Genomic DNA, 13,376 nt, shown 5'->3' with positions numbered 1-13,376 from the left:
CCACTTGGCTATCCAGTCCCAAACGGCAAGCCTCCTGCCAAAACACCCCCATGCGATGCGGCCCAAAAGGATGTCCATCGGGAAATCCATAACGAGCAATCTCTTCACCAATCGTCACACTGGTTATGCACGGCTCAGCCATCACAGCCCTCTTTTCTTAGCAAGGATGAAAATATCACTCAACCAGGATGCGCTTCCGCATTTTTTTCGGACGGCAACGGCAGGCGCTGTAACACCACTTTTTGGTATAAACCACCAAAATAGGTCTCTTGCTGCACCCGTCCGATGCAGGTCAAACTGTGCGCAGACTGGCGCATGGCACAACAATCCATGGCCCAGGACAGAATATTCTGTTTCCAGAGATTGAGTGCAAACGGTTCAAGAAAATAGAGAATCGGAATCATGACATAACGAAATGGATTGAGCAGCGAAGGCCGGTGATAATCGACAAAGATTACTTTGCCACCTGGTTTTACCACGCGCATCGCTTCGCAGACGGTTTTTCTGCGCACCTCATCCGGCTGCTCGTGCAACAAAAAAAACAGAATGACCTGGTCAAATTCGCCATCGGCAAAACAGAGCGCTGTGGAGTCTTGATGATGCAGGTGCACATTGGTGGTACCATCCAGTTTACTGCGCAAATTTTCCAGTTGTACCGGCGCCACATCGATCACATCCAGACGGGCTCCCGTGGCCAAACGTTGCGCCAATCGGGGGGTAAAATCCCCATACACACAGGCAACCTGCAGCGTCCGCCCCTCCAACTCTGCCCCGCACTCCGCCAGGGCGGCGTCACGCAAACGGGCAAAATTTCCCCACAAAATCAAATTGACCAACCATTGCCGCTCAAAAAAGCGCACCCCTTTCGGATGTAAATAGGCCCACCAATAGGTCTGTTCCAGATATTGCGGTACCACCAGCTTTTCCGAGATGCGCAACGGAATAACCCTGCTCGAACCGGAGGTGCTGGCAACTATTCCTTCATCCATAACAGCCGTATCCTTTTGTGTCGATTGAATGATCCCCGCAATGGTTAACCGATTGGCCAAGCTGCTCTGCAAGGAGCGAATTCACAATAACGTAGCAGTTTGCACCTGCTTATGCTGTTTCCACAAGAGGGAACAGGGGGTCCATGACACTAAACAACCCTTTGTTCCACAGAGCGGAGAGAGCAAAAATCCAGCAAAATATTCCCGTTAATGTGCATAGCCTCCTTATCTGCCTGCTCCCCGCATGACCGGCAACACTACGCCCTGCCACATGGAAAATCAAGTCACTGCAAACACTCCAACCGCTTCCATCCCCCTTACAGCACACCCTGTATGTACAACCGCCACTCCATTATCGCATGGTATGAGAATTGCGTTAAATCAGCCCTATCGACGGCCAATATGCCCGCACACTCGCCTATCCGCTCGAAAAAAGGTTAGAAAATGCTCATGCTCACCCAACGACCCTCTCTGCCTTTTCAGGTCATCGTCAAAAAAATGGCTGGACGCTATCGTCTGGTCTACCAGGCTACCGGTCATCTGCTGCTCAATCTGATGGGAGGACCGGTTGATGCGGGTGGTTACAGCTCTGCTGGTGCTGCCCATGCCCATGCCACCCGCATTAATACACAATTACAGGAGTTATCTCCCGCTGCCAGCAGGCAACCCGAGCAGATCAATGCCCGCGCTCTGGCTTTGCTGCTCTGCTGAAAGCCTGTTTTCTGTACTGGGCGCGCCTTTCTGCTGCTCTGCTGAAAGCCTGTTTTCTGTCTAGGCGCGCCTTTCTGCTGCCACTCCGGCAACAAAACAGCTTTTGCCTGCAGCCCTGAGACTCTGCTGCACACTGCTTTCTCTGACCTGGGTGCTTATCTGCTGCCACTCAAACAGCAGAAAACAGCTCAAGCCGGTTGGCTGTTGCCCTCCTCAGTGAGTCGCTGCAGCTCAAATTGCGCACCGTTATGACCCTGTTCCGCCGCTTTGCCAAACCATCTGCGCGCCTCCTGCAAATCTGCGGCTACCGTAATCCCCTTGGCATACAAAAAACCCAATTTGAATTGGGCATCTTGATCTCCCTGTTCTGCCAACTGCAACAGATCCGTAATGACCTCTTCCATCATTGCTTCTCCTGCCTTATCAAAACCCCTGACCCACTCTCAGCCCCATCAGAGGGCTATCGCCACCCCTGCAAGCAGCGCAGCACACCATACACCAGCCGCTCTCATGGGTCAAATGCTTATGATTGCACAGAATCACCATGCCACTTTCCTTGCAGAGAAGAGATTCATATACTAAAAATCATTTCATCACACCAAAAAGCTGCATCTGCGGCGTCAAGGCTCCGGCACTCCTAAATCCAAAACCAATAAACGCTTACCCATTTTTCTGCCCAGTTTGTCCCAAATGCTTGCTGCGGCCACCCCTACATCAGCCAGCCCAGGACGCAAGAGCGTCTGACACAGCTTAGTCTCTGTTATCCAGTGACTGACCGCCTCGCTCACCTCTCCCTCTACCCACAGCAGATATTCATAGCCCCCGATAGGGCGATAGCCCTGCTGACGCCAACGCGAAAAAAGATCGCTGCCATCCCCACTCAACAATCCTGGACGACTCTTTAACACCTGCTCTTTGGCATGCTGCTCTGCCGCATTTGCCAACGACTCTTGCCACTGCAAGGGTCGGCTCGCTTGCACCACCTGCCCGCTACACCCTTTCCCTGAGCTGCGCAAGCGGTTCAATTGCGCCACAACCTGCGGCAGACGCTCGCTTTCTACCCGCAACTGACTCTGATCACTTCCCTCCTTTGGCAAGCGATAAACCTGGCGTATCCCCTCCTCCAACTCCCCATATAATGCTGCCGAGCGTGCTGCATCATAACCATTAAACAGCGCCACAAAATGAAAATCTTGCCCTTGCTGTGTCCACTGCTCGGCCAGAGCGTGCATACCCCGCTGCACCCCCTCCATCTGCCAAAATTGCCCTACCTCTCCGGCATGCCGAGGCTCGCCGCTGCCCAACCAATAGCCATTCATAAACTGCGCTATCGCCTGCGCCGAGGCAATCAAACCACCTGCTGCCAATAAATTTTCTTCATTATATCCCCCATCAGGCGCAAATACCCGCTGCCTTGGCGCAAACAAGGAGGGCACCAAGTTATGATCAATATATTCCGGTTCACGCGGATGACGATCCTTCGGCAAAGAACGCGCAGGTTGCACCTCCTCTGCCGCTACCCGCAGAGGGGCAAAAATATGCTCCTGCAGCAACTCCCAATAACTCTTGCCACCTGCCTGTTCGGCCACCATGCCCAAGATTTCATAGCCCAGATTGGAATAGGCTTTTACGGTGCCGACCGCTGGCTGCGGCGCTTTGCGAAAGGTATAACGCAGCAGATCCATCCGACTCGGTGGCGAAGGCACCGCCAACTGCTGGGCAACCCGCAACTCGATCAGTGCCGGATCCTCATGCCGACTGGGCAATCCCCCCTGATGGTTGAGAAGATGCTGCAGCGTCACCGCCGACCACCCGCTCTCCACCTGCCACTGTTCAGGAATTGTCAACCAGCAACGCTGTTGTTTATTTTCAGGAAAACAAAAGGCATAATCACTCAGACGCAACCGCCCCTGTCTCTGCAAACTTTTCAAGAGTGCCTGGGTCAACGGTTTGGCAATACTGCCAATGCGCAACAGCGCCGTACTGGGCATCGGCACCTTTTTGGCACGATCGGCCCAACCAAACCCCTGGGCAAAAACCATCCGCCCCTCTTTGTGCAGCACCAGCACACCGCCATGATAGCCACGACTCTGCAGCGCCTTTTCCATGGCCTGCTGCAACGGGGCCCATTGGCTCGCTGCCGCAGCCTTCGGCGGCAACTCTTGTGCGCTTTCGGCAAAGGCCACACCGAGCCAAAAGAGTCCGCTTGCCAGCAAGCCACTCAGGGAGCCGCAAACGAACCACCGGGAGAGTGGCCGTCGCAAACTCCCGACAGCATTCATCCGGCACTCACATAGCGGCTGACATCCACCTCATCAATCTGTTCGGGCAACAGATATTTTTCAGCATAGCGCATATAGACTCCCGAGCTCAGGAAGAGATCAAACAGTACGGGATCAATATGTCCATCCTTCTTGAAAAAGGAGAGAATTTTAATCGCTTCCGACAGTTTTTTCGCCTTTTTGTAGGGACGATCCGAGGCGGTCAAAGCCTCAAAAATATCGGCAATGGCCATGATTCGGGCAGGCACATTGAGCTGACTCTTATCCCATTTGCGCGGATAGCCGGTACCCACCAAGGTCTCATGGTGCGAACCGGCATATTCTGGAACCCGTCGCAACTCTTTGGGCAGCGGCAACTGCTCCAACATGATGATGGTTTGCACCACATGCTCGTTGATCTTAAAGCGCTCCTCCTCGGTCAGCGTCCCGCGTCCGATGCTCAGATTATAGAGTTCGCCATAGTTGTATAAATTGTCTGGAATCTTGATCTTGAAACCATATTTGGGATCGGCCACACTGAAATCGGTACGCGGAATGACATGCTCTGGCTTGTCGGCGAGCAGTTTTTCCAGCACCGGCAGAGTCGGCGCCTCCCCTTGATAGCGCTGCAACTCGACATGCGACAGACCAATACGATCATCAAAATGGCGCAGCCAGGTCTGTTCCGACAAGCGTTGCAAACGGGCCAACCGATCCGGTGAGATAAATTCATCACCCAGGTTGCATTCAGCCACAAAGTTAAAATCATCCAGCAACTGTTGGCGCCGCTCTTCATACTGTTGGTTGGCCACGCTCTCCTCAACCCCATTGGCAATGGCACGCCAACGCTCATTCATCGCATCGCGCAGCAACACCTCAAAGCGCATGCGCACCTCATGGAGACGGTTATAGATGGTCTCCAGCTTACACCCTTTATCCACCACATATTCTGGAGTGGTCACCTTGCCGCAATCATGCAGCCACGCCCCGATGCGAAACTCGCGCCATTCATCATCGGTGTGCAACTGAAAGTCGGCCAACTCCCCTTCCTGTACCGCACAAGCAGCTTCTGCCAGCATGATGCCCAGTTCTGGCACCCGTTCGCAGTGGCCACCGGTATAGGGACTTTTGGTGTCGATTGCCCCTGCTACCAGTTTGATCAAGGCATCCATCAGGGCCTTTTGTGATTCAATCAGCTTGTGGTTATCCAAGGCCACCGCCGCCTGGGTTGCCATGGCGGTCACAAAACCAATCAGTTCGGGATGAAAAGTGGTGATCTCATCGGTTTCGGGATGCAAGGCATTGAGAAATTGCAACACCCCGATCACCTCCCCCTCGCGCGGAGCCAGAGGCACGGTCAACATGGAAACGGTCTTATACCCGCTGTTGGCATCAAAGCGTTTGGTACCAGAAACATCAAAATGGGTCTCCTGGTAGATATCATCAATCACCACCGGTTTATTGTGCAGCGCACACCAGGTAGAGATAAACCGTTCTACCGGCTTACCCTCAGGGTCATATAAAGGGATCTCAAAAGAGGGCAGCGCCTCATCATCATTGGTGCGCAAGGTAAAGGCCAGTGTTTTATGCTCGGTAACCAGATAGAGGGTTCCTGCATCACAATGCAGCAAATCGCGACCACCGAAGAGAATTTTACGCAGCAAGGCCATGCGGTTTTGCTCTCTGCCCAGCTCCACTCCGGTATCCACAAGATTTTTCAGTTTGTCCTGACTGATCCGCAAATCCTTGGTACGATTGGCAACCTCGCTCTCCAACTGGTTGGCATGCTCCGCCAATTTGGCCTGGTTTTCCAACTCCCGCAAATGGGTAAGACGACGCATACGGATAAAAACCATCAACAAGGCAGCGCCGATTCCCGCCGGAATATCAATCAGCAAACGACGCGACAATGTGGTCCAGTTGCTGGTATCCTGTAACACCACCAGCTTCCACAAACCAAAAGGATCGTGCCAGTCGATCGTGCTCTGCAAAACAGCATAACGCACACCATCCAAGGTGGCAAAATTTTGCCCCAGATCAAAGGGCAACCGGACCGGTTGCGCCTTTTGAAACACCTTGCCAAACTGCTTGAGGGTATTGATCTCTTCTACGCGATCCGCCGTCGGTTCGACACCGATGCGATACATCCAATCCTTATGTGAAGTGGCAAAAACCACCGATTGCGGAGAGAGCAGAAGAGCGCGAGAACCCATATTGACCAACTCGTCATCCAGATAATCGGCCAATACCTTTACCACCACGGCACCGATCACCTCACTGTTTGGTTGATCGGTGAGGCGCAAGGGTGCCGCCACAAACAGACCCCTCTCACCGGTATTGGCTCCGACAGCCGCATAGACGCTGATCATACCGGCCATGGCCTGTTGCCAATAAGGACGAAAGGTCAGATTCATGCCCGTATAGGAGACACGGGTAGAGTCATGCGCCACCACAATACCCTGGGCATTAACAACATAAGTTCCGTCTGCTTTCAACAGACGGGTCACGGAACGGGTACGCTCCAATACTGCGGGATCATCTGGAGGCAGCTTGCCCAACGCAGCCTGTTTTACCACCGGCTCATTCAAACCCAAAACCAGGGCGATACCCATGGTCTGACCATTGATGGTCTGGGAAGCGATACGCCAAGCGCTATCTGCCGCCCGAACCCGCAAAAAAGCCAGTTGTTCATTTTCAAAATCACGCAGCGTATAATAATCAACCACAAAGCCAACGGTAATTGCTACGCCCCCAAGCAGTAAAAACCACAAAAAACGCCACAGATTGGCCATGTTCGCTGAATCACTCCATGAAGAGGTGCACATGCAAAGCACGAAACAGAAAAAGCCCAGAAATCAACAAGGAATGGCACAAATCGCCATATCAAGATAGTATCAAGATGGCTCGCAACAAGCAACATTTCCTGCTTACATTATTGCAAAAAAAGCAAAAATTACTAACAACTATGTGGCACTGAAAGGATTTTCACAAAACAGCAAACTGCTCTTTCTCCAAAAGACGGCGCAAGGCGATTAACGGCAGACCAATCAGAGCGGTGGGATCCTCCCCTTCCATACGTTCAAACAAAACAATACCCAACCCCTCTGATTTGAAGCTGCAGGCACAATCATAGGGCTGCTCACGGCGCAAATAGGCTTCAATCAGGGAATCTTCGAGAGTACGAAACAGCACCCGGAAGGGAACAACTATCGTATGACAACGCCCGGAAGGGGTATGATAGAGGGCAAGGCCATTGAGAAATTGTACACTTTTTCCCGAAACCGCCCGCAACTGCGCCACGGCAGCAGCATGGCTACCCGGTTTGCTGAGCAGTTGTGGCGCGCTCTCCTCCTCCTCGCCCAACAGTGCCACCTGATCGGCACCGATAATCAGGGCATTGTCATAGTTGGCTGCCACTGCACGCGCCTTCTCTTCGGCCAGACGCAGGGCCAACTGGCGCGGACTCTCCCCAGGAAGTCGCTCTTCGGCAATACCGGGTCGTGCGGTCTCATAAGCCACTGCAAAACGATCCAACAATTGCCGCCGATAGGGCGATGTGGAGGCCAATACCAGAGTGGGTTTTTTCTGTGGTTCTTGAATGGTTTGCATCGACGAATCAGGGTGCAAATTGATAATAGATCAACTCAACCGCCACCTGATCCAACCAACCCAAGGGCGCCTGAGTCGCATCCACATAAAACTCGCGCACCTCATCGGGACGCAAGGGCTTGATTTTGTCGCCATACAAGCCACCCGACACCACCAGCGGATTGACCGCACGCCGCGCCAGCAAAGTGGCTTTGTTATCCAAAAAGAGGATATCCATGCGTGCATGATCGACCACCCGATTGCCATGGTGGGAGATGCGTACCTGAATGCGCGGTTGATCGGGAAGCGACTTGTCGATCTGCACCTCATCCACCGTCATCAAGCCACGGTCAAAGGTGGGTGATTTGCCACTTTCAATGCGCGTACCGCCACTGATACGTGCATTGACTGCCGCGGCAATGAGACTCAGCTTTTCCTGCTCGCTGCCCCAATCCTTCTGCGGATCAAAAGCGACCGGAGGCAATTCGGGAATAATGTGGGGCAACCATTTGCCTTTCAGATTGCCATCGGCTCGCGCCAATTCGGCATCACTGGGGCGCATAAACAGCATTTTCGCCCCTACAACCAGCAGGATCAGCAACAACAATCCAGCCCCTGCCATCATCAGTAAGCGTTTATTCTTGAGTGCCTCAAGCATCTTTGCCCTCCGCATAGGAATCCTGCACGATTCGACTGGACAGTGGCCCGTTTTGACCATGATATTTTGCACCCTGCTTCTCCCCATACGGTTTGCTGGTGGGAGAAGAGAGCTGTTCAAAGGAGATGGCACCGATACGCATACCTGGTTTCAAGGCCAGCGGCAACCTCCCGGCATTAAAAAACTCGAAGGTGATATGTCCATCCCATCCCGGATCGACGGCATGCGCTGTAATATGCACCATCAAACCGACCCTGGCCAGACTGCTGCGCCCATCCAGCCAACCCACAATATGGCTGGCCAACTTGATGCGCTCCAGGGTCATGCCCAGGGCAAATTCACCGGGATGGAGAAAAAATTGCTCTTCATCCCCCAACTCTACCGTTTTCATGATCTGCTCGGAGACCGAAAAACGACCGGAAATGGCCGACAGATCCAAAAAGGGGCTGGCGCTGGGTTGAAAGGTCTGAAAACGATGTCCCAGGCGCACATCGACAGAAAAAGAGCCAAAACTTTCCGCAGCCGGACGAGGCTCAATAGTGATCTCTCCCTCCGCCATGCGCTGTAACAGATCCCGATCCGATAATCTCATGTCTGCAGACTCCGTTGCCGCTGCTTTTGAATTCCTGGAAACACCCCATTAAAATCGCGAAACAGATCCTTATAGTTTTGTGGATCGCGATAGGCTTTTTTCACATAATCGACCGGCAAGCTGCGCAACTCCTGCACATCGGCCCAACCATTGGCCAAAGGATAGGCATAATAGGGCCACTGACGGGGAACATTGGTAATTTGCACAATGTTGATCGTACTCTGCAGGCGCATGGCCGTATATACCCGGTGCATGCCATCGTTGATCAAAGGCAATAGCCGACCATCAGGCTCATGGGAGATCTCCACCAAGGGAGGAGTCAAGGGAATCGGTCCCTCCTCCACACCATCCTCATAACGCAACCAAAACAGAATGGCACCGGTCAAGGCAAAAATATTGATTCCCTGCCGCATAAACAGCTCATACAGAGTGTGCAGTCGTTGATGCTCTTCCTGCAAGACATAATTCTGTGCCGGATAGAGAGAAAGGGGATCCACATCCCGCACAAGGCGCAAGGAGGCATGTTCATAGACCAGCGCTTGCGCAAAACCCCGCAGGCGCGTCTGTTGCAAACGTTCCAATAATTGCTCTTCGCTGACAAACTCCAAGCGCGAGATCGTCAAATGGCTCATCCCTTCCCTCCCTGGGCCAAAACAGCCCGCAAGCGCTCCACAGTGATCTCTGCCAGCGAACCGACCGTCCACTCCGGAGTCGGCAGCAGGCCATTCAAAACGCCCAAAAGCTCTCGCTTTTCCTGTTCGGGTCGATGCAGCACCCACACTGTTTTCATCCCCATCTTGCGCGCCGGCGCCATATCCAAGGAGTAGGTATCACCCACCATGATAACCTCTTCGGCAGCCATTTTGGTATGGTGCAAAGCCCGCCGATAGAGCTCTGGATCCGGTTTGGCACACCGCTGCTGAAAGGAGTAGAATCCTGGACAGTGCAAACTCTCCTTCGGCAACAGATGGGTAAAGCCGCTATGAAACGGAGACCAAATATCGGATATAAAACCGAAGGGAATCTGCGCCTGCCGCAAAGCGCTCAACAGCTCAGCGGCTCCCGGCAACAAACGTGCCTCTTCGATCTGCGCCCGCCACAACTGCTGCACACTCTCCCTGGTCATTGAGGTTGAAGTATGAAACAGCTCACAAAGATGGTCAGCCAAATGCTCGGCATCGACAAAGGGTTGGGTAAACAACACCTCGGCCACCCTTCCTTTGGCTGTAGACGGCAGGCCCAACATCTCCACCAAACGCCGGGCCGGTCCTGTGCTCGGCCCCCCCAACAAGGTAAAACCAATATCAAAATAGACAAACATAATCCTTTACTCTTCTCGCAATGGTTGCCCTTGCAGTTTCATCTGCCAACGAGCCAACTCGCGCCCTAAATAGAGGGCATGACTGATCTCCGACAGCGCACAATCCCGCGCCAACTGTTTTTCAATATTTTCGCTGCTGCGCCCCCGATATTCATGCAGCAACTGCCCTTGCCAAAGATGCTGCACCACCAACTCTCCCGCCTCCCGATCGATGGTGATCACAAACTCGCCATGGGGATCGGTACGCAAGGAGAGTTTTCCTGTCTCTGGATCGACCCGGTCGGCACTTTTTTTGGCGGCTGCAATGGCCTGGGCCCGACTCAACCCCTCTCCTTGCGGATCGATGGAGAGCGAGTGGCTGATCAGGGTCAAAGAGCCAACCGGCATACCCACCTGTTCGGCCACACTCTGCTGGATGGCCATTAAACCATAACAGTTGCGCAACCAGCCATCCAGAGCGTTATGACTGCGAAAGGTGGCGGTCAAAGTCAAACAGCCTGCCCATTTACGAAAAAACAGAGTCACCAAACAGGGATGTCCTCGCACTCCCGGCAAAATATCCCGTCTACTGTCCCACAGGGAGATATAGGCCCGTCGCGACTCTTCATCCTCCTGCAGATGATGCACCGCCTGCGCCAAGGCATCGATAGTCACCCCCTCAGCCTGAAAATAGCCACGCAAACGGTTGCCATAGGTATAGGGCTGTTCCGCCGAAGGAGTACCATCCAGAATGGTTTGCTGATAGCTCTGCAGTGCTGCCAAGGAGAATCCCCAGCGTGCCAGCACCGCCTCACTCTCCACAACAGGCTCCTCGACAATCACCTTGCAGTTGTGCAGCTCAAGCCGTTCCCCTTTACGCAACTGCCGCCGCTGGCCAAAGCGCAACAGCAAAAAAATCACCTCCTGCCACGCTTCCAAGGGAGTGCGGCGCAATACCGAATGGGCTCCCGGATGCGAGGGATACCACTGCACTTGCACCTGCTGCAGGGCCCGTCGCACCCTTGGCAGCAGCGGGCTCTGCTGTACAGGCAAAGTGGCAAAATAGTCGCGAATCCGCTCTGCCGCCTCTTCATCCCGCCACATACTCAAATCGCGCACCGCCAATGGTCGCCCCTGAAAATCCTCTGGCAACACGGAGCCATCCAGATGCTTCTCGGTACCGATGATGCGAAACATGGCGCGACCCAAATAGTGGTTGGGCTCCACCCCCAGCGTAAAAAAGTTGAGCAACTCCTGTCGCGAGCCAGCCAAATCGCGCCCCAGGATCAATAAATGGCCAATCTGCGGATTATACAACAGATTAATCAGCATTTCCGCCAGACCGTTGCCATACAGATTGCCCAGCACGGCAATGCGTGCCGAGTCGGCTTGCAGATCGATCCCCCAGTTGCGCAACTTGTTGGCGATCAAGCCAGGAGGAGTCCACAAGGTCACCACCCCCACATCTCCTCGCGGATTGATCACCTGCAAGCGATCTTGATAATACAGAGCTTCAAACATATGGCTTGCTCTTTCACACTCCACACCTGGCGGGGACACCTTTACTCGGTCACCAGGCAGTGCACCCAGCGCCACACATCAAGATGCGGCTGTTGGCTCTGCCGATTCAATACTCAACACCCGGCGAATCTCATCAGTCTTAAAACCCAAGGCCATGGGACGCCGCACACCGGGCAGAGCAACCACATCATAAAGCTCCTCCACGATCCCTTCCAGACGCAACCAGTGGACCACATCGCCACTGCGCAGATCGATCACCTGAATACCACAGCGTGCCTCACTGCGTCGCTCTTTCAGTTTCTCCTCCAACGGCAAACCCGCAAAGGTTTTATTGTGGCGTGGCTTGGACAGACCCACAATGGCAAAATCCCCATGCAGACTTAAACCACGCAGATAGCCGGGACAAAAACAGATGGCCTGAAAACGGCCGCTCTGCAGATCGGCATAGCCAAACTCACCGGTGCCCGAATTGAGCAACCATAAGCGTCCCTGATGCCAACGTGGCGAATGGGGCATGGAGAGTCCACGCAACACCACCGCATTTTCCGCGACATCGATTACCACTCCGCCATCGACGCGATGCTCGCGCCAGCCATCGGCCACATCTGCTTCACTGACCGCCGTTACATGCGTCGCCTGACCATCACGCATGGCCAAGCCATTGAGATGACAACGATCCTCTGCAGCCAGTTTGCTTAAAAAATGCGGTTGCCACAATGGTTTGAAACTGTGGGTCTCGCTCAAGGTAGCCAGACAGCCGAACAGGGTATTGACAAAAATCAGCCGACCGTTTTGCTCTACTCCCATGTCGTGGATGTCAATATCGCCAGTTGTATAACCTAACTGTGGTACATAGAGACGGTCAAAACCATCCTGATGCTGGCGTGGCGACAAGACATTTTCAAAACGCCAGACCTGATACAAACTGCTCATATACAGGCCATTGTCTGTCGCACACAAACCCATGCACCGATTGAAGGTGCGTTCAAAGACCGAAAGCTCCTGGTTGGGCTTCAAGCCCAAAAAAAACAGTTTGCCAATTTGATAGGTGGTAAAGGCCAACGAAAGATTTTGTTCCGCCAGCCATGCCAGCATCTGTCGTGAGGTGGTGATCTCCAAAGGAGGGGAGACAGGAGCAATTTCCAGCGGTTCCATGATAGTTCATAATCCTTTACAATGCCGAGTCAGACAGGGGTATCTTGCCCTGCCGGGGGCCAAGCCACTCCTGTTCAGGGATGCCGATCTGGGCAGACTATACATACCAACATTGGATTATAACATATTCCTGATTCCTTGTCGATTTTTTCCACTTGCCTTGCGGGGCAAGCGCATTTGAAAATCAGAAAATTATGAGGGAGGTCCAGGAGGAGATTATCTCCTCCTGGTGGGTGCAGGGCAAATCCCTGCTGAAAATGTGCGGCGTTTCACCAGAAGCGAATGCGTAGCATTCGTGCACGCCGCACCGATTGGTGCCCCGCAGGGGCACTCTTTGGGAGGGCGGACGCCCGACATGCACCGTTTCGCTTGTGGCAACAGTGAGGAAATTGGCAAATGCGCTTGCCATGATTCAGGTTTGCGCTGGCTCGCCAACTCTACCCGGTTTGCGATGACTCACCAGCTCTACCCCCATGGAGATACTGTGCGCATTGGCGCACAAATACGCGCCAAAAGCAAAAAACAAAGTAACTATTCACCACCCAAAACTATTGCGGGTCCAGGGAGGGCACCTCCCTGGCCGGGTCCAGGGATGGAATCC

At 53.5% G+C, this 13,376-nt stretch carries 12 protein-coding genes; 1 reads left to right on the top strand and 11 read right to left on the bottom strand.

The features are described 5' to 3' along the window. Positions 1-179 precede the first annotated feature (179 nt). Positions 180-1,049, bottom strand: a complete 870-nt coding sequence (rquA, locus tag EJP87_RS08105; RefSeq protein WP_227657531.1) for a rhodoquinone biosynthesis methyltransferase RquA — start codon at positions 1,047-1,049, stop codon at positions 180-182. 384 nt (positions 1,050-1,433) lie between these two features. Here rquA and EJP87_RS08100 point away from each other — a divergent pair, with 384 nt between their 5' ends. Beyond that, positions 1,434-1,700, top strand: a complete 267-nt coding sequence (locus EJP87_RS08100; protein ID WP_130471359.1) for a hypothetical protein — start codon at positions 1,434-1,436, stop codon at positions 1,698-1,700. Between the two features lie 188 nt (positions 1,701-1,888). On the opposite strand, the gene EJP87_RS08095 is transcribed toward EJP87_RS08100, so the two are convergent. The 10 genes from EJP87_RS08095 to EJP87_RS08050 all read right to left on the bottom strand — a co-directional run bounded on the left by EJP87_RS08095 (position 1,889) and on the right by EJP87_RS08050 (position 12,775). Next, entirely contained in the window at positions 1,889-2,107 is a 219-nt protein-coding gene (locus EJP87_RS08095; RefSeq protein ID WP_130471358.1) for a tetratricopeptide repeat protein, read from the bottom strand. A 213-nt stretch (positions 2,108-2,320) separates the two neighbouring features. After that, positions 2,321-3,982 (bottom strand): serine hydrolase, encoded by a 1,662-nt coding sequence (locus EJP87_RS08090; RefSeq protein WP_130471357.1) that lies wholly within the window; start codon positions 3,980-3,982, stop codon positions 2,321-2,323. Next, positions 3,979-6,753, bottom strand: coding sequence for an HD domain-containing phosphohydrolase (locus EJP87_RS08085; protein WP_227657530.1), 2,775 nt, complete (start codon positions 6,751-6,753; stop codon positions 3,979-3,981). Before EJP87_RS08085 ends, EJP87_RS08090 begins: the two co-directional genes overlap by 4 nt. Before the next feature lie 193 nt (positions 6,754-6,946). Further along, entirely contained in the window at positions 6,947-7,570 is a 624-nt protein-coding gene (locus EJP87_RS08080; protein WP_130471356.1) for a Maf family protein, read from the bottom strand. Positions 7,571-7,577: 7 nt separating this feature from the next. Continuing rightward, entirely contained in the window at positions 7,578-8,207 is a 630-nt protein-coding gene (locus tag EJP87_RS08075) for a hypothetical protein (protein WP_130471355.1), read from the bottom strand. Continuing rightward, positions 8,200-8,799 (bottom strand): dCTP deaminase, encoded by a 600-nt coding sequence (gene dcd / locus EJP87_RS08070; protein WP_130471354.1) that lies wholly within the window; start codon positions 8,797-8,799, stop codon positions 8,200-8,202. Before dcd ends, EJP87_RS08075 begins: the two co-directional genes overlap by 8 nt. Beyond that, positions 8,796-9,431, bottom strand: a complete 636-nt coding sequence (locus tag EJP87_RS08065) for a hypothetical protein (protein ID WP_130471353.1) — start codon at positions 9,429-9,431, stop codon at positions 8,796-8,798. The genes dcd and EJP87_RS08065 overlap by 4 nt, the downstream gene beginning before the upstream one ends. Continuing rightward, positions 9,428-10,120 (bottom strand): HAD family hydrolase, encoded by a 693-nt coding sequence (locus EJP87_RS08060; RefSeq protein WP_130471352.1) that lies wholly within the window; start codon positions 10,118-10,120, stop codon positions 9,428-9,430. The genes EJP87_RS08065 and EJP87_RS08060 overlap by 4 nt, the downstream gene beginning before the upstream one ends. 6 nt (positions 10,121-10,126) lie before the next feature. Further along, positions 10,127-11,620 (bottom strand): thymidylate synthase, encoded by a 1,494-nt coding sequence (locus EJP87_RS08055; protein ID WP_130471351.1) that lies wholly within the window; start codon positions 11,618-11,620, stop codon positions 10,127-10,129. A 78-nt stretch (positions 11,621-11,698) separates the two neighbouring features. Beyond that, the gene (locus EJP87_RS08050) at positions 11,699-12,775 is read right to left on the bottom strand and encodes a TIGR03032 family protein (RefSeq protein ID WP_130471350.1); all 1,077 of its coding nucleotides are present in this window, start codon (positions 12,773-12,775) and stop codon (positions 11,699-11,701) included. Positions 12,776-13,376: the final 601 nt, after the last annotated feature.

This window comes from Candidatus Magnetaquicoccus inordinatus (genome assembly GCF_004217665.1).
GTDB lineage: Bacteria > Pseudomonadota > Magnetococcia > Magnetococcales > Magnetaquicoccaceae > Magnetaquicoccus > Magnetaquicoccus inordinatus.
This window is presented reverse-complemented; position numbering and strand designations above follow the sequence as displayed.